This window comes from Lacibacter sp. H407 (genome assembly GCF_037892605.1).
Taxonomy (GTDB): Bacteria; Bacteroidota; Bacteroidia; order Chitinophagales; family Chitinophagaceae; genus Lacibacter.
This window is the reverse complement of sequence record NZ_JBBKTU010000001.1, coordinates 267,155-288,488: the sequence shown is the minus strand read 5'-3', so window position 1 is coordinate 288,488 and position 21,334 is coordinate 267,155. Positions and strand designations below refer to the sequence as shown.

The 21,334-nt window shown below is 41.2% G+C and carries 19 protein-coding genes; 11 read left to right on the top strand and 8 right to left on the bottom strand.

From position 1 onward, the window contains the following. The first annotated feature begins 23 nt into the window (after nucleotides 1-23). Together WG989_RS01185 and WG989_RS01180 are read left to right on the top strand one after the other, a co-directional pair. Nucleotides 24-1,082 carry a VOC family protein gene (locus tag WG989_RS01185; protein ID WP_340426730.1) on the top strand — a complete coding sequence of 353 codons (1,059 nt, stop codon included), beginning with the start codon at nucleotides 24-26 and terminating at the stop codon, nucleotides 1,080-1,082. 16 nt (nucleotides 1,083-1,098) lie between these two features. Continuing rightward, entirely contained in the window at nucleotides 1,099-2,175 is a 1,077-nt protein-coding gene (locus tag WG989_RS01180) for a BamA/TamA family outer membrane protein (RefSeq protein ID WP_340426728.1), read from the top strand. On the opposite strand, the gene WG989_RS01175 is transcribed toward WG989_RS01180, so the two are convergent. From WG989_RS01175 to WG989_RS01145, 7 genes are all read right to left on the bottom strand, one after another. Beyond that, on the bottom strand, nucleotides 2,148-2,774 hold the full coding sequence (locus WG989_RS01175) for a TIGR04282 family arsenosugar biosynthesis glycosyltransferase (RefSeq protein ID WP_340426726.1): 627 nt from the start codon (nucleotides 2,772-2,774) through the stop codon (nucleotides 2,148-2,150). The genes WG989_RS01180 and WG989_RS01175 overlap by 28 nt on opposite strands. A gap of 13 nt (nucleotides 2,775-2,787) precedes the next feature. Beyond that, nucleotides 2,788-3,762 (bottom strand): arsenosugar biosynthesis arsenite methyltransferase ArsM, encoded by a 975-nt coding sequence (gene arsM, locus WG989_RS01170; RefSeq protein WP_340426725.1) that lies wholly within the window; start codon nucleotides 3,760-3,762, stop codon nucleotides 2,788-2,790. Between the two features lie 24 nt (nucleotides 3,763-3,786). Further along, nucleotides 3,787-4,767, bottom strand: coding sequence for an inorganic phosphate transporter (locus WG989_RS01165; RefSeq protein ID WP_340426724.1), 981 nt, complete (start codon nucleotides 4,765-4,767; stop codon nucleotides 3,787-3,789). A 9-nt stretch (nucleotides 4,768-4,776) separates the two neighbouring features. After that, on the bottom strand, nucleotides 4,777-7,983 hold the full coding sequence (locus WG989_RS01160) for a TonB-dependent receptor (RefSeq protein ID WP_340426722.1): 3,207 nt from the start codon (nucleotides 7,981-7,983) through the stop codon (nucleotides 4,777-4,779). Nucleotides 7,984-8,063: 80 nt separating this feature from the next. Next, entirely contained in the window at nucleotides 8,064-9,131 is a 1,068-nt protein-coding gene (gene arsS / locus WG989_RS01155; RefSeq protein WP_340426720.1) for an arsenosugar biosynthesis radical SAM (seleno)protein ArsS, read from the bottom strand. 41 nt (nucleotides 9,132-9,172) lie between these two features. Further along, nucleotides 9,173-9,508 (bottom strand): arsenosugar biosynthesis-associated peroxidase-like protein, encoded by a 336-nt coding sequence (locus WG989_RS01150; protein ID WP_340426719.1) that lies wholly within the window; start codon nucleotides 9,506-9,508, stop codon nucleotides 9,173-9,175. 10 nt (nucleotides 9,509-9,518) lie between these two features. Beyond that, the gene (locus tag WG989_RS01145) at nucleotides 9,519-10,694 is read right to left on the bottom strand and encodes a DUF547 domain-containing protein (RefSeq protein WP_340426718.1); all 1,176 of its coding nucleotides are present in this window, start codon (nucleotides 10,692-10,694) and stop codon (nucleotides 9,519-9,521) included. Nucleotides 10,695-10,849: 155 nt separating this feature from the next. Between WG989_RS01145 and WG989_RS01140 the strand changes: the two genes are divergently transcribed. Next, complete coding sequence (locus WG989_RS01140) at nucleotides 10,850-11,677, top strand: purine-nucleoside phosphorylase (protein WP_340426717.1); 828 nt, start codon at nucleotides 10,850-10,852, stop codon at nucleotides 11,675-11,677. Here WG989_RS01140 and WG989_RS01135 read toward each other — a convergent pair. Further along, the gene (locus tag WG989_RS01135) at nucleotides 11,669-12,220 is read right to left on the bottom strand and encodes a YqgE/AlgH family protein (RefSeq protein ID WP_340426716.1); all 552 of its coding nucleotides are present in this window, start codon (nucleotides 12,218-12,220) and stop codon (nucleotides 11,669-11,671) included. The genes WG989_RS01140 and WG989_RS01135 overlap by 9 nt on opposite strands. A 169-nt stretch (nucleotides 12,221-12,389) precedes the next feature. Between WG989_RS01135 and WG989_RS01130 the strand changes: the two genes are divergently transcribed. The 8 genes from WG989_RS01130 (at nucleotide 12,390) to mraY (ending at nucleotide 21,303) form a co-directional block, all read left to right on the top strand. Continuing rightward, nucleotides 12,390-13,718, top strand: coding sequence for a sensor histidine kinase (locus WG989_RS01130; RefSeq protein ID WP_340426715.1), 1,329 nt, complete (start codon nucleotides 12,390-12,392; stop codon nucleotides 13,716-13,718). Nucleotides 13,719-13,767: 49 nt separating this feature from the next. Next, nucleotides 13,768-14,277 carry a hypothetical protein gene (locus tag WG989_RS01125; RefSeq protein ID WP_340426713.1) on the top strand — a complete coding sequence of 170 codons (510 nt, stop codon included), beginning with the start codon at nucleotides 13,768-13,770 and terminating at the stop codon, nucleotides 14,275-14,277. Nucleotides 14,278-14,588: 311 nt separating this feature from the next. Continuing rightward, a complete protein-coding gene (gene mraZ / locus WG989_RS01120; protein ID WP_340426712.1) occupies nucleotides 14,589-15,044 on the top strand; it encodes a division/cell wall cluster transcriptional repressor MraZ in 456 nt (151 codons plus the stop codon). A gap of 6 nt (nucleotides 15,045-15,050) precedes the next feature. Then, nucleotides 15,051-16,007 carry a 16S rRNA (cytosine(1402)-N(4))-methyltransferase RsmH gene (gene rsmH / locus WG989_RS01115; protein ID WP_340426711.1) on the top strand — a complete coding sequence of 319 codons (957 nt, stop codon included), beginning with the start codon at nucleotides 15,051-15,053 and terminating at the stop codon, nucleotides 16,005-16,007. Nucleotides 16,008-16,061: 54 nt separating this feature from the next. Next, complete coding sequence (locus tag WG989_RS01110; protein WP_340426710.1) at nucleotides 16,062-16,388, top strand: FtsL-like putative cell division protein; 327 nt, start codon at nucleotides 16,062-16,064, stop codon at nucleotides 16,386-16,388. Then, nucleotides 16,388-18,496 (top strand): PASTA domain-containing penicillin-binding protein, encoded by a 2,109-nt coding sequence (locus WG989_RS01105; protein WP_340426709.1) that lies wholly within the window; start codon nucleotides 16,388-16,390, stop codon nucleotides 18,494-18,496. The genes WG989_RS01110 and WG989_RS01105 overlap by 1 nt, the downstream gene beginning before the upstream one ends. Continuing rightward, nucleotides 18,496-19,962 carry a UDP-N-acetylmuramoyl-L-alanyl-D-glutamate--2,6-diaminopimelate ligase gene (locus WG989_RS01100; RefSeq protein WP_340426708.1) on the top strand — a complete coding sequence of 489 codons (1,467 nt, stop codon included), beginning with the start codon at nucleotides 18,496-18,498 and terminating at the stop codon, nucleotides 19,960-19,962. Before WG989_RS01105 ends, WG989_RS01100 begins: the two co-directional genes overlap by 1 nt. A gap of 63 nt (nucleotides 19,963-20,025) precedes the next feature. Further along, on the top strand, nucleotides 20,026-21,303 hold the full coding sequence (gene mraY, locus WG989_RS01095; protein ID WP_340426707.1) for a phospho-N-acetylmuramoyl-pentapeptide-transferase: 1,278 nt from the start codon (nucleotides 20,026-20,028) through the stop codon (nucleotides 21,301-21,303). Nucleotides 21,304-21,334 lie beyond the last annotated feature (31 nt).

The following is a 21,334-nucleotide window of genomic DNA, read 5'->3' as shown; positions in this document are numbered from 1 at the left end:
TTTCGTAAATAAAAATAAGTTCAATGAAACGGATCATCAGTGGTATTCAGCAGGTAGGAATCGGTGTAACAAATGCGGATGAAGCATTTATCTGGTATAACAAACATTTCGGCACCGATGTGGTGGTGTTTAAAGATGCTGCCCGTGCAGAGTTGATGAAGCGTTATACCGGTGGCGAAGGACATGAGCGTTATGCAATTCTTGCATTGAATATGCAGGGTGGAGGCGGTTTCGAAATTTGGGAATACCGCAGCCGTAAATCGCAACCGGCAGCATTTGAAGTGCAGTTGGGCGACACAGGCATTTTCGTGATCAAGATCAAATGTAAAAATGTAAAGGCTGCCTATGCTGAATATCAGAAAGCAGGTTTAAATCTGTTGAGTGCACCAAAAGAAAATCCGGGTGGCATTGAATCATTCTTTCTGAAAGATCCATACGGCAACATCTTTGAAGTAATGGCGGATGAGAACTGGTTCAGCGATACAGGACGACATACAGGTGGTGTTTGTGGCGTAACCATCGGCGTTATTTCAATAGCGAAAGCAATTCCGTTTTATGAAAAAGTATTGGGTTACGATAAGCAATTGTTTTTGGATGAAGGACATTACGACGAGTTCAGCAACATACCCGGCGGGCAACACAATTTCAAACGTGTGATGCTCGGACATACACGTAAACAGGAAGGCGCATTTTCAAAATTACTCGGCCCAACCTATGTTGAGTTGATTGAAGTAACAGACCGCACACCAAAACAAATTTTTGAAAATCGTTTATGGGGCGATCAGGGATATATTCATGTGTGCTTTGATATTAATGGTTACGAAGAACATGAACGCATCTGCAATGAAAATGGTTTTCCATTCACTGTTGACAGTGCCAACAGTTTTGATATGGGCGAAGCAGCCGGTCACTTTTCATACAATGAAGATCCGGATGGTACATGGATCGAATATGTGGAAACACATCGTGTGCCGATCCTGAAAAAAATAGGATGGTATTTAAACTTAAAAAACAGGAAGCCTGAAAAACCGTTACCCAACTGGATGGTAAAAAGTCTCAGTTTCTCGAGGGTAAAAGTGTAGCAGGCGCAACACAATTATGAGGTTTATTTTTTCTGCAGTCATCGTCTTCTTCTTTACAGCAAATGTTTTTTCGCAAGACAGCAGCAGAAAAAATAAACCTCGTCGTTTAACGGCGTTTCCTGTTGTGTTCTATTCACCTGAAACAAGTGTGGCTGTTGGTGGATTTGCAGCCTATACATTCCGGAATAAAAAAGATACGGCACAACGTTATCCTTCTCAAGTGCAGTTTGGGGCTGCTTACACATTTAATAAACAACTGTTATTGTATGCACCGTTTCGTATTTACACACCTGGAAGCAAGTTCACTGCTTATGGCGAAATAGGTTATTATAAATACTCTTATTATTTTTTCGGCATTGGAAATGATCAGCCAGCTGATTACAAAGAATTATACAAAGTAAACTATCCAAGAGTGCGATTGAATGTGTTGCGTAAGATCAATCCAAAGCTATATGCAGGCTTACGTTATTGGTTGGAAGATTATCGTGTGGTGGAAACAGAACCGGGCAAGCAACTTTCATCTGGTACAATCGAAGGAAGTACACGAAGCTTTATTTCAGGTATTGGCCCCGCATTGAATTACGATACCCGTGATAATATTTTCTATGCCGGCTCAGGGGTGTTTGTTGATGCAGGTGCACAGTTTTATGGCAATGCAACAGGCAGCAATTATCAATACAACCGATATACACTTGATGCATCTACATATCTTTCAACCAAACGAAAAAATGTGTGGGCCTTTAATCTGTTTGCAGATATGGTTGATGGAAATGTACCGTTCAGTCAACTGGCATTGCTGGGTGGTAATAAAAAAATGCGTGGGTTTTATGAAGGGCGCTACCGGGATAAAAATCTCCTGGCAGCTGGAACAGAATATCGTTTTAAGATCTACAAACGATTTGGGGGAACGGTGTTCGCCAATGCAGGTGCAGTAAATGATCAACTGAAAAATATGGCTGAAAAGATTCGTACAACGTACGGTGCCGGACTTCGATTTGCATTAAACCCTGCCGAAAAAATAAACCTGCGTTTAGATGCAGGTTTCGGGAAAAATTCAACCGCTTTTTATTTTACTATTGGCGAAGCTTTCTGATAATCAAGCAATTCTTTCAACTCTTCCCAATCAGTAAGCGTATCTACATCTCTTAACTGTTCGGTTACAGCAACCGTTAATCCTGCTTCTGTTGCATCGTTGATGGTGCTGCTGTAAACACTGTCGGTACTCCATGCTTTGTTACTGAAGAAAGGCAGATGAACAGCACGCAAGCCGAGTAAATAATAACCACCATCATCAACAGGGCCAATACAAACATCATGTGTTTCTAACAATTCAAATGCATGGTTCAGATGTACGGTGGAAAGTTGTGGACAATCGCTGCCAATAATGAGCACACGCTCATAGCCTAGTTCAAACAAAAATGAAAAAGCGTGTTGCATCCGTTCGCCCAAATCATTTCCATGCTGCAGTTGTTTGTAAAACGAATTTGTTTCCCACAGATCTAGACGGTTGATCTCATCTGCATAGAAAATAAATTTACCTGCAGAAACTGGTACCAGTACATCATGCGTATGCCGCAGCAACTGACGGTAAACGTCAACCGCTGCAGCATCGCCGATATCCTTTGCTAATCTTGTTTTTACTTTTCCCGGTTCGGGATTTTTTACAAATACAATAATCGCTTTTTTCGTCATGTAAGTTTTCGCATTAGCAGCATCCACCACCGTCGTAAAACCAGGTAGATCCTGAAATATAAATATCTTCACGGTTTAATGAAGCCAATGCTGCCGCAGTTTTATCGCACACCGCCAACGGCTGGTTGGGCAACAAGACATGTCCATTGTCATCATCAAAGCATTCTTCATTTCCAAAATAAATTGCTGTTTTACCGGTAAACACACAAGGTCCATCAGCAGGCATCGGATCTTTAATGGCACACACTTCCACACTTTCAATAAAGAGCAATTCATTGGTATCATAATTCTTTGGATCAAGAATACGATACGGACGCTTCGCTCTTATTTCAACAGTACCAAATCCAGCATCAGTGATCATCTTCACATAATCCCACAATGGTAAAGAACCACTCAAACACAAAGCACGCAAACGTTCATCTTCACGGAGGTTCTCCGGTATATCCTGCTCACAGGTTGGATCACTCATCACCAAACGGCCTCTTGGTTTCAACACACGATACATTTCTTCTAATGCCAGTTTCAATTCTTCCTGTTTAAAAATATTGAAGAGGCAATTTTGTGCAGCCACATCAATACTGTTGTCTTCAACCGGCAAATTCAATGCATCACCTTTACGCAGATCTACAAACTCTGAACGGAACCACGGATTCAAACGTTCAGCCTCCACAAAATTATCACGGCTCGCCTGCAACATTTCATCCACTACATCAACACCAATAACACCGTTCAACTGGCGACTGAAATAGGCAAACTGCAACAACTCCATTCCTCCGCCAACGCCAACATACAGTATTCGTGGATTCTTTACGAGATCTCTTGGATGAACGGTACTGCCACATCCGTAATTCATCTGTTGCATACGCACCGGAATATCTAATCCTGGCAATTGCCAAATGGGTGTAGTGGTGCAGCACAAACCAACTTGCGGGTTTTCAGCGGCTTCTTTGTAAACATTTTTTGTTGTTTCGAGATAAGTAGTGCTCATTGTCTTTTTTATTTGATGGTGAGTTTAGTTGATATACGATATAATAAAATAAATGGTTGCACTGATGATGGCTGCAATTGGCAATGTGAGTAGCCATGATAATCCGATCTTCGCTATTTCTTTGTTATCGGCAGTTTTTGCAGAAAGACCAATGCCATAAATACTACCAACAGATACATGTGTGGTAGAAACGGGTAACCCAAACTTACTGGCCATGATCACCATTGTGCCGGTAACCATATTCGCCAATAATCCCTGTTGGGGTGAAAGCCTTGTAATTTTTTTACTCATGGTCTCAGCAATTTTGCGTGCATTGATCAATCCTCCGATTGCCATTACAACTGCAAGTAGTAAAAAGTTGATGGGCATACTGAAATATGTTGAAAGTAATAGCAGTGAAATGAGTTTAGGTGTATCGTTCAACCCTCTTGCAAAACTTACAACGCCTGCGCTGACATAGTGAAGCGGGTTAAGAAACGATCCGTTGCCTGTTATGGATAATCCAGCAACAGTATAGTCGGTTTTCTTTGTTGTGGAAATGATTTTATGCAGAATGCCTGTTATAAGAATGGCGATCAACGGACTGAATAGTAAGGGAAGAAAAAATGTTTTGCCCAATACACTCAGATCAACCTTGCTGCCTGCTGCTACAATACCTGCACCAACCAATGCACCTACTAACCCATGTGTGGTTGAAACAGGAAAACCTAAAAACGTTGCCAGTAAAATAGTAATGCCGGTGCCGCCTGCAACGGCTAATACAAATTCTTTCGTTTGTAATATTTCATCGGGCACCAAACCTTTACCCGAAAAATTTTTTACCAAACCGTTTGCCAGGAAATAGGAACAGATCGATCCGGCAAATGTAAATAGTGTGGCAAGTAACAGTGCTTGCTTGTAATTCAACGTACCACTTCCCCATAAAGTAGCAGTTCCTTTAAAATTATCATTCGCACCATTGGCGTATGTAAGTAAAAGCACAGCAAGAAATAAGAGGATCGTCATGTGGTGGATTTAAAAGCTGTAACGAATACTGAATAACCCCTGCGCTCTGGAGATCAGTGCATCGTATTGCCAGGCTGTTGTTTGCGGATTCGAAAAATTTAATTCCGGTTGTAATGAACTGTTCACTCTTGCAACAGTGAGTAATTGGTAACTGCTGTTTAAAATATTGGGCACATAATATTGCCGTCCCCAGTTTCTCGAAATAAGATTGGAAAGATTAAATACATCCAGTGAAAAGCCAAGTGTATGCTTTTGTTCTTCGGAACCTAATTGTATCGAATACGTAACCTTCATATCAAGTTGCTGATTCCAGGGAGTGCGGGCTCCATTTCGCTCTGCATACTGGCCTCTTCGTTTCCTGAGATAGCGATCACGTTCGATATAGTTATTCAACTGTTCCCATTGTGCAGCAGCAGTTGTTACAATAGTTCCGGCTGCATCTTTTATATCAACCAGGTTACTTTCAATTTGATTGCGTGGAATATAGATCAGATCGTTATTGGGCGAACCATCACGGTTTATGTCGCCAATATAGGTATAGGTAAACGGACTGCCGGATTGCAGCGTGTAAACAAAGATCACATTTACACTGCTGTGTTTCCATTTTTGATTGTATTGAAGATTGCTGATGCTTCGATGACGCAGATCGAAGTTAGAATAAGATAACTGCGGGGCATTCGGTAAAATCGTTTGATTGAATTCCCAATTCGCTTGTGGTGAAACACGCACACCATTGGAAACATCTTTTGATACGCCATAAGTGTAAGCAGTAAAAAATTGAAATGCTTTGATGCGCTTTCCAGCTGTAACAGAAAGTTGATAGCGGTAACCTTGGTTGGTATTGGTGAGCAGGAATACATTGGTGAATGAAGGATTCAGCTTTTGTGCATTTCCATTTCCAAGATACACCGTTCTGTTATCACCTGCTCCGGTTAAGCTGGCGGTGCTGTCTTTGAGATTGATGGTTTTATACAAAACATCATTCAATGTTTTTGTATAAACAGCTTCAGCAGATATTGACCATCCATTTTCAGTTTTGAAATCAATCCCTAAACTGTTACGGAATACCTGTGGCAGTTTGTAATTGTTATCAAGCAAATTGATCTCCCGTATGCCGGGCTGATACGTGGCAGCGATCTGTGATACATCGTTGATCAACGGAACATTTGTTGTTGGACGAAAATCTACATTGCCATATGTTGTACCACTGTTGTAATACGGATAGGCAAGCCATGCAAATGGCATACGACCATTGAAGATGCCGCTTCCACCTCTTACAACAAGTTGTTGCGTTCCATTAATATTCCAGTTGAAACCGATTCTTGGTGCAATTTGCGGATATGGGTTGTTACTGTTTGAAAAGTTTTCGAATCCTTTTGTTTTTGTTACATCGGGATTTACATTAGGCCTGTCGGGGTAAGCTGTAAAATCAAAACGGATGCCTGCTGTTACACGTAAGTTTTTTGTTACCGCAATTTCATCCTGTATGTATTGACTCAATAAAAACACACGAAAACTGGCTGATGGATTGTTGCGGTTGAATTCATAATCGTTATTCTGCAAGTTGTACACGCCACGTATGCGGCTTGGCTTATCGGCATAAAAATCATCTACACTTCTGTAAGCCCATCTTCCGTTAAAAGCTGTAAGAAAGCGATAGTCGATATTGTAAAATTCATTGTGCGTGCCAATGGTGATCGTTTGTTTTCTTCGGTAGAACGTAAGGTTATCCGTAAGTTCAAGTGTTTTTAAATTCAATCCATATACCGCTGCTTCACGGTAAGCACCCAGGTAAATAGTGTTGGCAGTGTTGTAAGTAATTTCAATATGTGGGAACAGATCTCCTTTGATTTGGCGCTCATCTTTTGTATTTGTAAATCCGATGATCAGGTTATTGGACAAACGGTCGGAGAAATTTGATTTTGCTTCAAACACGGCACTATGCGTTTTACTGTTGTGCCGAAAGCCCTGGCTGCCGAAGTTGAGAATATTGGCTGAACGTTCATTGTTATCTGCAAATGCCTGTACATAATTATGCCGGATGCTCAGCTTATGTACACTGTTCACATTCCAATCCAGCTTCATAAAAAATTTATCGCTGTTGATCTTTAAGGTGACATCTTCATAAGAGCCAAGATCATAATTGTAACGGGATAGAACCGTATCGTACAATGCTTTTGCAAGTGCAAACGGTATCGCTGATCCATCGCTGCCTGGTGCAAATGCAACAGGTTCGTTTCTTCTGGCAATTTCAATAGCTGTAAAATAGAAAAGTTTATTCTTCACAATGGGGCCGCCTAAACGAAAGCCGGTTTGATAATCAGAAAAGTTTTCAATGCGTTGACGTTTTGCATCTGCAGTAGGTCCCGTTAACCATTGATTTCTTCCGGAGAAAAATGTAGAACCTGAAAATTGATTCGTACCACTTCTTGTAACAGCGTTGATACTGCCGCCTGTAAAATTCCCCAATGTAACGGTGTAAGGCGATACTTCTACCTGTACTTCCTGTATGGCTTCTAAACTGATCGGTTGTGTTTTTGCTAAACCACCCGGCGTGCCCGATGCCAATGATCCACCTGCACCGCTTGCAGGTTCAGTAAAACCAAAAGCATCGTTCAATGCAGCGCCATCAATACTTAAATTATTGTATCGGTAATTGGTGCCGCTTAAACTGTTACCATTTGCCTGCGGACTTAACCGTGTAAAATCCTGCAGGCTTCTGCTGATGGTAGGAAAATTTTCAATCTGGCTTTTTGAAATAGAAGTGCCGGCACCGGTTCTGCGAATGATTTTTTTATTACTTCTGATAATAATATCGTCTAATGTTGTAGCAAGTGGTTGCAACACAGTGTTGATAGTTTCGGTGTTGCCTAAACTTAATTGAATATCTGTAAGTGTATCACCCGCAAAACCGATATAGGAAAAAATGAGTGTATAAGGACCACCGCTTTTGAGGTTGGGTAAGTTGTACGTACCGCCTTTTTGCGAAGCGGTTGTATAAATTGATCTTGTTGGTTCATGAATTGCCTGCACCGTGATCTTTTCAAGCTCTTCACCATTTTCCGCTTTTACAGTACCACGTATACCGGCACTTGTAACCTGCGCAATTGTTGGTAAAACAAAAAGAAACGATAATACAGTTACAACAACAAATCGCTTTGTGAGAATAAGCAGGAATGATTTATTATAATGAATTACCGAAAATTGTTTCGCCATACCACAGTTATTACGCCTACGTATAAACGAAATAATTGTGCATGCGGTTTTTAAAAATCAACTATATAAACGGTTTTCAATTAGGCTACAGCGCCTCCACAACTACTGCCCATACCGGCTGTGCAGCCATAGCAATGCTGGTTGATGATAATTTCTCTGTTAGTTAATGCTGCTGCATTAAAGGTTGATAAATGCTGCGATCCTTTACACGATACTTTCATTTCCAGCATCTGGTTGAAATCACAATCATAGATATAACCATCCCAGCCAATGGAAAGTGTTGTTCGGCACATCACGTTTGAAGCAGCAGCCGGATTAAATGCAGCGATCAGTTTTTCCATATACTTCTCGTAGTTTTCTGTTTGCAACAGGTAATCGAGATAACGGCTGATAGGCATGTTTGTAATCGTAAACAACGAATTGAAAACGATATTGAAATCTTTTTTCAACGCTGCTTTGTATTCTTTTTCCAAAGCGTTTTGTGGTGCCGGTAAAAAAGCTCCGGCGGGATTGTAAACAAGGTTCAGAATTAACCCCGTGCCTTCCACTCCATAACCAACTGCATTTAACATTTGTAATGCTTTCACCGAATCTTCAAATACACCATCACCACGCTGACGGTCTGTACGGTCTTTTGAATAGGAGGGAAGAGATGAGGCAACTTCTATTTGATGCTGTTTGAAAAAATCAGGCAGGTCATGAAAACGTTTATTTGCCAGAATGATGGTGAGATTACAACGGACGATGATATGCTTCCCAAGCTTTTTGATCTCTTCCACAAACCAACGGAAATCCGGATTCAATTCCGGTGCACCGCCTGTAAGGTCAACTGTTTTAAATGAAGGATTGGCTGCAAGTATATCCAGACACAACTGCATGGTTTCACGGGTCATGATCTCTTTACGGTCGGGGCCTGCATCCACATGGCAATGTTTGCACACCTGGTTACACATTTTACCAACGTTGATCTGGAATATTTCCAATTGTGTTGACAGTAATGGATACAGACCAATGCTCTCTAGTTTTTGCTGAAAAGGTACCAGACGATATTCGTTGCCGTTATAACCATGTTCTAAAATCTCGATCTGCTCATGTACATCTGCCAAACTGTTTCCCTGTGCCTTTAATGATTTCGTGTTGCTGCTCATCTGTTGAGTAATTGATGGTTGGTAATTCGTTGGGTCTGGTTTTACATAGCGATCTCTTTCACCTTGTTCATCATTTGCACACCATGCACCAATGCTGCACCGCCTTTAATGGCTGCCGCTACATGCACTGCTTCCATCATTTGCGCTTCATCCCAACCCTTTTCAAATGCATCGCTGCTGTATGCATCAATACAATAGGGACATTGCACGGCATGTGCTACTGCCAAAGCGATCAATGATTTTTCTTTTGCTGTTAGAGCACTGTCTGCAAATGTGGCGCCGTACCATGCGAAGAATTTATCTGCCAGGTCTTTTTGGTATTCACCGATCTTTCCAAATTTGCCGAGATCTTCTGCGTTGTAATAATGATTGTGCATGATGTTGGTTTTAGTTCTGATAATTGTTTAAGTATAATGTCCAGTCGTATGATTTGAATTTGATTTTCGGATTCACATCAGTTGGTATAATCGCTTTTTCTTTCAGCAAACGGATCATTCCTTTCTTGCCGCCAAAGTCTTTCCGGAACCATCCCATAATAGCAGGAAGCTTCATGGTATTTGCTTGCTTATCATATTCCGCTTCGCCGGTTAAGTAAGCAGTTGCTGCAATATCCAATTGTTGATGTAAGTTTTCAGGATTATAAAAAGCAATCGGCGGACAACTTTTCGCTCCACAATTCAGCGAAAAGTGTAAACGATAGTCTAATTTCTTTACACGTAATTCCTTTTCAGTTTTACCGGGAAAAAGTTTATTAAGATAGCCGCCGCTCCATTTAATTTTTGAACGACGTAGAAAATCATGTTCAATATCATCAAGACTTAACTGCAATCCTGCAATAGTGATTTGCTTGCTTTTGAAGAATGCACTTCTGCTTTTGTAAGCATCAGGATTCTTTTGCAAAGCAGCCTGTACATAACCGTTATAAAGATTGATCCAGAATGCTTTCTTCTCATCATCCGTACTTAATTTGTTTTGCAGATCAGTGATTGTGATCGACCGGAGTTGTTCTTCCAATGCCGCAGTGCTTTCGCCTGTTTTTGCAGCATAGATATAATCCTGCGACAGTTTTACTAACACATTTTTGCTGCGTGTTTTTGTATTCATCACTTCATTGTAATTCGTGGTTGGTACACTTGTCGTTTTCTGTTCTTCGATCGGTTGCTTTTCTCCTTTCATCCAGTTAGCAACTGCTTCCTCTGTAATTTTTTCAGCTTCTGTAATGGCAATGATCTTTCCATCTTTCAAAATGATGGTATAGGGGTAGGCTGGCGGCTGAAATAAATTGGTAATGCTGTTATCTGCATCCGAAACAATCGGGAAAGCAAAATCTTTTCTTGCCGCAAGGAACTTCTGTAATCTTGCTTCTTCTTCATTTGATACCAGAACAACCGTCAGCTTATCTTTAAACTTCTCCTGGATTTTTACAAGCTGTGGTATTGCTTTGATACAGGGAACACACCATGTGCCAAAAAAGTCAAGAATCGTAATGTCATCCTGTAACGAATTGAAGTTCGTGGCAGGTTTTTCCTGGTTCAGTGTTTTGTTGATGGGAAAGTTTTGCACAGCATCACCCGTTTTGTATCCGTTCTGAGCCGATACAAGGGATGCCGGAAAAAGAAACAGTATGAAGAAGGGTCGTAATCGCAAAAAACCTATTTTCATGGATATACGTAAGTGGGAAAATTATAGATTAATAAATAACTCAATTAATACAACGAATGAACAATATTGTTGCAGCAATTCAGGAATCAGCTTCTTTTTTAGCAGAACGGGGTATGAAAGCAAAGCCGGTGGTGGGTATTGTACTTGGTACCGGGCTTGGAGCATTGGTTAATAAAATAGAGGTGGAGCTCACGATTCCTTATACCGATATCCCTCATTTTCCACAAGCTACCGTTGAGTTTCACAAAGGAAATTTATTATACGGCAAAATTGGAGGTGTGCAGGTAATTGCCATGCAGGGAAGGTTTCATTATTATGAAGGGTATAGTATGCAACAGGTTACGTTCCCTATTCGTGTAATGAAAGCATTGGGTGTTGAAACACTGCTGTTGAGTAACGCTGCCGGTGGTATGAATCTCCATTACAAAAAAGGCGATCTTATTCTCATCGATGATCATATCAATATGCTTCCTGATAATCCATTGCGTGGATTGAGCGATCCTTCGTTGGGTGAACGATTTGTTGATATGAGTGCGCCGTATGATGCTTCATTACAACAACGCATGTTACAAAAAGCAACGGAGCAAAATATTCCATTACACAAAGGGACTTATGTTGCAGTGATGGGGCCAAACCTGGAAACAAGAGCAGAGTACAGATGGTTGCGCAGCACCGGTGCAGATATGGTGGGCATGAGTACGGTACCGGAAGTAATTGTTGCCAACCAGATCGGTTTAAAATGTTTGGCAGTAAGTGTGATTACAGATGAATGTGATCCCGAAAATTTAAAGCCGGTAAATATTGCCGAGATCATTGAAGTGGCAGGTAAGGCGGACGAAAAACTCAGTACCTTGTTTGCATCGTTAATTGAAGGCTTAGTTTAACTGCGGGTCGATGGGGTAGTGGATCAATTGTTCAAATTCACCGCCCATTGATTTAACGGATTCTTTCCAGATATGATCGATATCGGTTTGAAACACGAGTTTTCGGGTAGCGTTTGCCGTTAGCCAGCTTTTTTCTTTCATCTCATCAGTGAGTTGTCCATTGCCCCAGCCGCTGTAGCCAAGATAAAAACGGATCTTGCCAAGGTCGAGTGTACCTTTTTTCAACATGCTGATCACCATTTCAAAATCGCCTCCCCAATAAATGTCTTTTGTAATGGCTTGTCCGCCGGGAATTTCATCGGGCAGTTGATGCAAAAAATGCAGCGTATCCATTTGAACTGGACCGCCATAATGTACGGGAACAGAATAGCCCTCCAGTTCCGTGATCAATTGATCGAGTGTTTGTTCAAATGTACGGTTGATCACCAGCCCAAAACTGCCTTCGTCTTTGTGTTCACAAAGCAACACAACCGTACGCATAAAGTTGGGATCTTTTAAAAATGGATCGGAAATCAATAATATGCCTGTACCCGGTTCAATCATAGAATTAATTTACATCGGAAATTTCAATTTTTCATGTTTTTTAGCAGGCTTCTGTCAAAACCACGTTAAAAAGAGCAGGTCTTTTTAAAACAGTTATTTCCTGTTACTTTCACGGGTATTTTTGCAGACATTGCAGGTTCCTTAACCAACTCAATTGTAAACAGTAGGCATGAAAAAGATTTTCCCGGTCATCATTGCATTGATCACATTGTCGTTGTTGGGTATTATCTACGTGCAGGTATCCTGGCTACGCAATCTGGCATTGTTGCGGGAAGAGCAGTTGAAGGAAAAATTATCAGCAGTTATTCAGGGTGTGGGCGAAGAATTGGTGATGCAGCGAAGCGATGCGTTCAATAACCTTGGCCGCATGCCGGGCATGAAATTTCCGGGCGACGGCTATGATATTTACAAACAATTTTCAGTTACCAACCGGTTCACCATTTTTGAAATAAAAGAGAAACTGCAAAAAGCATTTCTGCGGCAGAATTTAAAAGACACGGAGTTTGAGTTTGCAGTAGCAAGCGATAATGTGTTTGGTCATTATGAATTGAAATCGCCTCGCTTTATGGAAATGGCGGCTGATACTGTGCATAATTTAAAAGCATGGTATCCGTTGGTAGCCAGCAGTGGCAGCATATTGGAAAGTCTTGCGCCCGATGAAGTCTTTGTAATTGTGGTGCCCGATGTAAAAAGTTATGTGATCCAATCGCTCGGTTGGATGATCGCCGGTTCTGTTTTGTTTACATTGATCATCGTCACTGCGTTTTTTCTTACTGTAAGAACATTGTTGCGACAGAAAAAACTGGGCGACATGAAAAATGATTTCATCAATAACATGACGCATGAATTGAAAACGCCACTGGCTACTATTTCGCTGGCAGTAGATGCGCTCAAGAATGAGAAAGTACTCAGCAACCCCGAGAAGATGAGCTACTTTACCAACATGATCAAAGATGAAAACAAACGCATGAACAAGCATGTGGAATCCATTCTGCAGGCAGCACAAATGGAGCGGCAGGAAGTGCAGTTGAGTTTGCGTGAATTGCATGTGCACCAGATCATCAAAAATGTATTGAACAACTTGCAATTACAAATTGAAGAAAAGCAGGGAAAAGTAGATGTGCAGTTGAATGCAAGTAATGATTTGATGGATGCAGATGAAGTGCATCTAACCAATCTCATCAACAACCTTGTTGACAATGCATTGAAGTATTCAAAAGATGATTCGTTTCAATTAAATATTTCTACAAAAAATATCGGCAAGTCCATTCGTATTACGGTGGAAGATCATGGTATTGGTATGAATAAAGAAACACTGGCCCGTGTGTTTGAAAAGTTTTATCGTGCCCACACCGGAAATGTACACAATGTAAAAGGCTTTGGTCTTGGTTTGAGTTATGTAAAAACAATGGTGGAAGCCCATGGCGGCAAAGTAAAAGTAGATAGTGTGTTAGGCAAAGGCAGCACATTTACGGTTGATCTGCCGTTGAAGAAATAGGACTAAGCGGATTTCTATTTTTATACTGTTCATTAATGCAAGATTAACTATGAAGCAACTCACCTACTTTATTTTCTTGTTTCTGCTGTTTCACAAGAATGGAGTAACGCAAAAAAAAGATTTAGAATACACGATCTGGAAGCAAGAGGTTGAAAAAGTTGTTTTTAAAACAATCACCGATTTTGATCAAGATTCTACCCGATTTATCGAAGTTTTTTTAGTTTTTCAAGTCAGGCAGAATACTCAGCCTCTCATACATACTTTCCTCGTGTCTCAGAGTGGTATTCTAGATAGTTCATTAAATAAACCCGAACGCTTATACGGTACATCTTTTTTCGAAAATATTGTTTTGCAAAAGCTTAGTAGTTCTCAAACTGGTACCTACTTTATTCAACCGTTACTGTTTGGCAGGACAAGGGAAATTGATAGACATGTTATTGATCCCGAGTTTTATACAATCACTAATGTCCCTACGGGTGCATTTTTTGAAAAGAATGCCGACCTCAAAACATTAATCGTTTCAAAGCAGTTGAATTATATCTATACGGTAGGCCGATAATTATTTCCTCATTATTGTTGTTGCCAACTTCAACCCTCACCATTGCAAGGTTACATACCCTTCGTCAATGAAATAACATACTATACTGCTGAGTTATCTCCTTAATTCACACCCACCCGTCGGTTTTCCACAGGTAATACAGTTCTATTCACACCCACTTCACAAAAAAATCACCAAAACGGCGCTGTAATGCTTGCCTGCATTGGCTTTGGGTCGTGTGGAAAAAATAAAACTTCTACCATTTGTGTTGAAAGTGGGAAAAAGTGTTATTTTGTGTGTAATTGTGTTTAAAACGAATTAATTCATTCTAAATGATTGGTTTTCTGGGAGAATATGAGGTTACGCTCGACGCAAAAGGTCGATTCCTGCTCCCGGCTGGCTTTAAAAAGCAGTTGCCGGAAGATTGGAACACCCAGTTTGTGGTGAGCCGTGGTCTGGACGCATGTCTCAGTTTATACCATATGAAACAGTGGGAACCCATATTTGCCCGCATCAGTCAGTTGAATGATTTTGATCCGAAGGTACGCCAATTCCAACGCTACTTTTTGAACGGTGCAACCGTAGTGGAGCTTGATTCTGCAGGTCGATTGTTGGTACCGCAACAGTTGAAAGAGTATGCCGGGCTGGGGAAAGACATGGTGTTATTCGCCAAGGGCGACAAAATTGAAATTTGGGATAGTAATAAGTACAAACAGTTCTTTGACACCCTTTCAGCCGACGATTTCAGTAGTCTGGCGAATGAGGTAATGGCGAAACCATTGCAGTAATTGTGCATGGCAAAAAAGAAAACGATACTGCCTGCGGAAGATGGAGCGAACGGTGAGCAAGCGGATGTATATCACATTCCGGTAATGCTCACGGAAGCAGTGGATGCATTGAACATTGAGCCAAGTGGCGTTTATGTTGATTGCACATTTGGTGGTGGCGGGCATAGCCGGGAGATTTTAAAACGATTGGGGCCGGAGGGCCGACTGGTTGCATTTGACCAGGACCCCGACGCCAAACGAAATCTGCCCGACGATGAACGCATTGTTTTTGTGCCGCACAACTTCAAACACATCAGCCGTTTTTTAAAACTCAACCGTTTTGAAAAAGTGGATGGCGTGCTGGCCGATCTGGGCGTGTCCAGTCACCAGTTCGATGAAGGTGCAAGAGGTTTCTCTACCAGGTTTGATGGCCCGTTGGATATGCGCATGGATCCCATGCAGCCATTAACAGCCGCTATCATTCTGCAAACTTATTCGCAACAACAGTTGCATAAACTGTTCGAGTTGTATGGTGAAGTAACCAATTCCAAAACATTGGCCGCTACCATCGTTCAGCAACGCACTACCAATCCGTTTCAAACCATTGAACAGTTGAAACAGGCATTGCAATCAGTCGTGAAAGGGAATCCCAATAAATACTTTGCCCAGGTATTCCAGGCCTTGCGTATTGAAGTGAACCAGGAACTGAATGTGTTGAAAGAATTGTTACAGCAATTGCCGGGAGTATTGAAACCCCACGCACGGGTGGCGATCATTTCCTTTCATTCGCTGGAAGACAGATTGGTAAAAAACTTTTTTAAAAAAGGAAGTTTTGAAGAGGAGGCGTATAACCCATTCGATCGGGAAGAAAAAGAAAAGGTATTTCATATTATCAGTAAAAAACCTGTTGAAGCAACACCTGAAGAACAGAAAAAAAATCCAAGATCAAGAAGCGCACGGTTACGTGTAGCCGAAAAAATTTAAAACCCATTGTAAAACAAACGAACAGCATTACAAACGGAAATTACAAACAAACCAATGGCAGTAAAAGAGCCGAAGATTGATTTAAAAAAGTGGTTCAATTACCAGTGGATCGTACGCAACGTTCCATACTTCCTCTTTCTCTCTGTGCTGGCGATCATCTACATCGCCAATGGCCATTACGCCGACAATACCATCCGCAACATCAATCGTACAACCAAAGAACTAAAGGAGCAGGAGTATGAATACAAAACGCTCAACGGGAAACTGATGTTTCAGAACCGCCTGAGTGAAGTGGCAAAAGCAGTAGAGCCAATTGGTTTAAAAGAAAATATTCAACAACCCATCAAACTAACTGACAGCACCAAGCTGAAAGGAAATTAATGGAAGTAAAGAACGACATATTATGGAGAGTGTACCTGGGTTTCCTGGGGTTGATGCTGCTGGGTATACTCATACTCGGTAAGGCATTTTATACCCAAAGTATTGAAGGGAGCTATTGGAAAAGTATGGGTGATAGTATGCACACCCGCATTCTTGATCTGGCGGCTGAGCGTGGTACTATTTACAGTGAAGACGGAAGTATGCTCAGTACATCGTTACCACAGTTTGATGTTTACATTGATTTTGCTGCTGAAGGATTACGTTACAAGAACGGATTACGATTTAATGAGAACATCGACTCTTTGTCAATTGAATTGGCTGGTTTATTTAAAGATAAAACTGCCGCTACCTATAAAAAGGAATTGAAGCAGGCGTATAAATCAAAGTCACGCTATTATTCTTTGAAGAAGAAAGTATCGTTTGAAGAGTACAAACAGTTACGTGAGTTTCCATTGGTACGTCTTGGTAAAAACAAAAGTGGTTTTATTGCAGAGGTAAAAACCAAACGGTTGAATCCGTTTGGTGAGTTGGGTTTCAGAACAATTGGATTGTACAGAGAAAATTCAAAACTCGTTGGGCTTGAGCGTTCGTTCGACAGTGTTTTACGTGGTACTACCGGCAAGCGTTTGGTTCGCTATGTGTCAGGTGGCGTATTGATGCCGGTTGAAGGATACGAAGTAGAACCGGAAAATGGAGATGATGTGTACACTACGATCGATGTAAATATTCAGGATATAACCGAACGTGCATTGATGCGCACCATGACTACGAACGAAGCTTTGGAAGGTACCTGCATTGTAATGGAAGTGGCAACCGGAAAGATCAAGGCCATTGCAAACCTTGGTCGCACAAAAGACGGAACTTATTTCGAAACCGACAATTATGCATTGCGTACAGCAGAACCGGGTTCAACCATTAAGCTGGTAACCTTACTGGCTGCGTTGGAAGATAAGCATGTAACCATCAATGATAACATCACCATTCACGGTGGTCGATGGAATTTGAACGGCCGAAATATTGTGGATGATCATCATGGTCCTGAAGTAACAACTATTAAAACAGCCTTTACACAAAGCTCGAATGTGGCAATGAGTAAACTGGCCTATCAGTATTACACAGCTGATCCAAAAAAATACTACAAGCATTTCACCAATCTTCATCTCACCACCAAAACAGGAATTGAGTTGAACGAAGAATTTAATCCGTTGATCAGAAATCCGAATAAGGTAAAACCAAAACAATGGCATCCGCAAACATTGGCTTCGTGGGGTTTTGGTTATGAGTTGATGGTATCGCCTTTACAATTATTAATGGTGTACAATGCTGTGGCGAATAATGGGAAGATGATGAAGCCCTATTTGCTGAATGAGATCAGAAATTTCGGAACAGTGATCCGCAAAAATGAACCGGTGGTATTGAACGAAGAAATTGCAAGCGAATCAACCATCAAACAATTACAGGAATGTTTAGCTGCTGTGTGTACAGAAGGTACAGCACGTAAACAATTTGAAACAGCGCCGTACAGAGCATCGGGTAAAACAGGAACAGCGAAAGTAAATGATGGTACTTATAAATACAGAGATGGTGTATATCAATCAGCGTTTGCCGGTTACTTCCCAAGCGAAGCGCCGAAATATTCCATCATAGTTGTGGTAAAGAACAAGCCACATGCCGCCAACTATTATGGTGGTTCAGTAGCAGGGCCGGTGTTCAGAGAAATTGCAGATCACTTATATAAATACAGTCAGGAACAACAGCCATACACAATGGCAAAACCGTTTGCGGATTCAATGCTGTACAGTTTCAGTGGAATGAAACAGGAAGTGCAACAGATCTCAAAACAGTTTGGTTTCAGTTATACGGATCAGTTAGTGGGTAACTGGCGGATATCGTTCTTGAAAAATAATACCGTTCAATCACAAACCTATGCAACCAATGGGAAAGTGATGCCGAATGTAAAAGGTATGGGATTGAAAGATGCACTGTATGTATTGGAAACAGCCGGTATGAAAGTGCAGGTAACAGGAAAAGGAAAAATTAATGATCAGTCCATCGCTGCCGGTGCGCCGGTAGCAAAGGGACAGGAAATAACATTATATCTCAATTGATGGCAGTATTGAAAGACATATTGTACAAAGTGCATCTACGCAGCGTTCACGGATCAACTGCTCTGGAAGTAAGTGATCTGCAGATCGATTCACGTTTTGTGAAGCCGGGCACTTGTTTTATTGCCATCAAGGGAGTAGCTGTTGACGGGCATGCATTTATCTCAAATGCAATTGAGCAAGGCGCTGTTGCAGTGATCTGCGAAGAATTGCCGCAGCAGTTGAATGAGAATGTTACTTATATACAGGTAGCGAACAGTGCAGAGGCAGCAGGTTTTATGGCGAACCAGTTCTTTGGAAATGTAACGGAGCAAATGAAAGTGGTGGGTGTTACCGGCACCAACGGAAAAACAACGATCGCAACATTGCTGTTCAAAGTATTCAGCGGATTGGGTTACCGGTGCGGATTGGTTTCAACTGTAGAATATCATATCGGCGATAAAGTAGTTCCATCAACACATACAACACCGGATGTGATCAATTTGAATCGTTTGCTCAAAGAAATGTATGATGCCGGTTGCACTTATGTATTTATGGAATGCAGCAGTCATGCCATTCATCAGCATCGCATTACAGGTATTCATTTTACCGGTGCATTGTTCAGCAATATCACACACGATCATCTTGATTATCACAAAACCTTTGATGAATACATCAAAGTGAAGAAACGTTTTTTTGATGGATTAACAGCCGATGCATTTGCTATCAGCAACAAAGATGATAAGCGTGGTGAAGTGATGTTGCAAAACTGCAAAGCAAAGAAGCAATATTATGGGTTGAAGAATATTGCTGATTACAAAGGAAAGATATTGGAGAACAGTCTCACCGGTTTGCAGATGATGGTCAATAATGATGAAGTGCATTTTCGGTTGATTGGTGAGTTCAATGCATATAATCTGTTGGCCGTTTTTGGTGCGGCAGTTTCGTTAGGAGAAGACAAACATAAAGTGTTGCAGGTATTGAGCAGTGTAACAGGAGCAGAGGGTCGCTTTGATTATATCATTTCACCCAATGATCTAATTCTTGGTATTGTTGACTATGCACATACACCCGATGCATTGGAAAATGTATTGGCAACTATTAAGAAATTAAGAAGAGGCCATGAGCAGATTATCACCGTAGTTGGTTGTGGTGGCGACAGAGATAAAACCAAACGCCCGGTAATGGGTGAAGTGGCATGTGAATTAAGTGACCGGGTAATTTTTACAAGTGATAATCCACGCAGTGAAGATCCATTGGAAATTTTGGCTGACATGGAGTTCGGATTAAGCTCTGCTGCAAGGAGAAAATTTATTTCTATTGCTGATCGTAAAGAAGCCATCAAAACCGCAGTAAGCATTGCGAAGCATGAGGATATTATTTTGATTGCAGGTAAGGGTCATGAAAAATATCAGGATATAAAAGGAGTGAAATACTCTTTTGATGATAAGAAAGTATTGGAAGAAATGTTTGAATTATTAGAGAGATGAGTGATGAGTAATCAGTGATGAGTAACTATTCGCCACTGACCATTCACAACAAATAGAAAACGTATGTTAAAAAACTTGATCGATTGGTTGAACAGCATTGGGATTCAATTCCCTGGCGACAATCTGTTTCAGTTCATCACAAGCAGGGTGATGCTGGCAATGGTACTGTCGTTGGTGATCTCAGCCGTATTCGGTAAAAAGTTGATCAACTATCTGCGTAAGCGACAAGTAGGCGAAACAGTTCGTGATCTTGGTTTGGCAGGAGAGCAACAAAAGAAAGGAACACCAACCATGGGTGGACTCATCATCATTGTTGCCATTGTAGTTCCTACATTATTGTTAGCCGATGTAAGCAAAGTGTATATCCTGCTGATGTTGTTTGCAACCATCTGGATGGGCATGATCGGTTTTATTGATGATTATTTAAAGCTCCGTGCCAAGCGCATGGCACAACAGCAGGGAGTAAATTATAAGAAAGGCGATAAAGATGGATTGGCAGGTTGGTTTAAAATTCTTGGGCAGGTTGTATTGGGTGTTGCCGTTGCAACTACATTGATGTTTAACGATTCGGTTAGTGCTTACCGTGAGTTTGTGGGAACTGAATTGCCGGCAGATGCAAATGTGAAAATTGTGAAAATGGATGGTGTTGAAAAAACAATGATCAAAGCAGATGGACCTATTACCACAATTCCATTTGTAAAAGGGCATGAATTTAATTATTCAAAACTATTGCCGAAAGCGATCCGTGGAGCCACCTGGGTACTGTATGTAATGATCGTTGTGTTTATTGTAACAGCAGTATCAAACGGTGCAAATATTACCGATGGTATCGATGGGTTGGCAACAGGTGTATCAGCAGTGATCGGTATAGGGTTGGGCATATTTGCGTATGCAAGTGGTAACGTTCGCTTAGCAGATTATCTCAACATATTATATATACCCGGCATTGGTGAGTTATCCATTTTCATTGCGGCAATGGTAGGCGCATGTATCGGTTTCCTCTGGTACAATTCTTATCCGGCGCAAGTGTTCATGGGCGATACAGGAAGTTTAATGCTGGGAGGAATTATTGCATCACTTGCATTTTTAGTAAGAAAGGAATTGTTGATACCCATTTTCTGTGGCGTGTTTTTAGTGGAAAACCTGAGTGTGGTGCTGCAGGTCGGCTACTTTAAATACACAAAGAAAAAGTATGGTGAAGGCAGAAGGATCTTTTTAATGAGTCCGCTGCATCATCACTATCAAAAGAAAGGATTTCATGAGAGTAAGATCGTTACCCGCTTCTGGATCGTTACGATCCTTTGTGTGGTGATGGCGATCGTAACACTCAAAATTCGCTAAAGAGGTTATTGAAAAACCACCCCTGGTTTTC

Bases quoted from the DNA above. Each gene is read 5' to 3' on its own strand.
- WG989_RS01185 (WP_340426730.1), top strand. From the start codon at position 24: ATGAAACGGATCATCAGTGGTATTCAGCAGGTAGGAATCGGTGTAACA.
- WG989_RS01180 (WP_340426728.1), top strand. From the start codon at position 1,099: ATGAGGTTTATTTTTTCTGCAGTCATCGTCTTCTTCTTTACAGCAAAT.
- WG989_RS01175 (WP_340426726.1), bottom strand. From the start codon at position 2,774: ATGACGAAAAAAGCGATTATTGTATTTGTAAAAAATCCCGAACCGGGA.
- arsM (WP_340426725.1), bottom strand. From the start codon at position 3,762: ATGAGCACTACTTATCTCGAAACAACAAAAAATGTTTACAAAGAAGCC.
- WG989_RS01165 (WP_340426724.1), bottom strand. From the start codon at position 4,767: ATGACGATCCTCTTATTTCTTGCTGTGCTTTTACTTACATACGCCAAT.
- WG989_RS01160 (WP_340426722.1), bottom strand. From the start codon at position 7,983: ATGGCGAAACAATTTTCGGTAATTCATTATAATAAATCATTCCTGCTT.
- arsS (WP_340426720.1), bottom strand. From the start codon at position 9,131: ATGAGCAGCAACACGAAATCATTAAAGGCACAGGGAAACAGTTTGGCA.
- WG989_RS01150 (WP_340426719.1), bottom strand. From the start codon at position 9,508: ATGCACAATCATTATTACAACGCAGAAGATCTCGGCAAATTTGGAAAG.
- WG989_RS01140 (WP_340426717.1), top strand. From the start codon at position 10,850: ATGAACAATATTGTTGCAGCAATTCAGGAATCAGCTTCTTTTTTAGCA.
- WG989_RS01135 (WP_340426716.1), bottom strand. From the start codon at position 12,220: ATGATTGAACCGGGTACAGGCATATTATTGATTTCCGATCCATTTTTA.
- WG989_RS01130 (WP_340426715.1), top strand. From the start codon at position 12,390: ATGAAAAAGATTTTCCCGGTCATCATTGCATTGATCACATTGTCGTTG.
- WG989_RS01125 (WP_340426713.1), top strand. From the start codon at position 13,768: ATGAAGCAACTCACCTACTTTATTTTCTTGTTTCTGCTGTTTCACAAG.
- mraZ (WP_340426712.1), top strand. From the start codon at position 14,589: ATGATTGGTTTTCTGGGAGAATATGAGGTTACGCTCGACGCAAAAGGT.
- rsmH (WP_340426711.1), top strand. From the start codon at position 15,051: ATGGCAAAAAAGAAAACGATACTGCCTGCGGAAGATGGAGCGAACGGT.
- WG989_RS01110 (WP_340426710.1), top strand. From the start codon at position 16,062: ATGGCAGTAAAAGAGCCGAAGATTGATTTAAAAAAGTGGTTCAATTAC.
- WG989_RS01105 (WP_340426709.1), top strand. From the start codon at position 16,388: ATGGAAGTAAAGAACGACATATTATGGAGAGTGTACCTGGGTTTCCTG.
- WG989_RS01100 (WP_340426708.1), top strand. From the start codon at position 18,496: ATGGCAGTATTGAAAGACATATTGTACAAAGTGCATCTACGCAGCGTT.
- mraY (WP_340426707.1), top strand. From the start codon at position 20,026: ATGTTAAAAAACTTGATCGATTGGTTGAACAGCATTGGGATTCAATTC.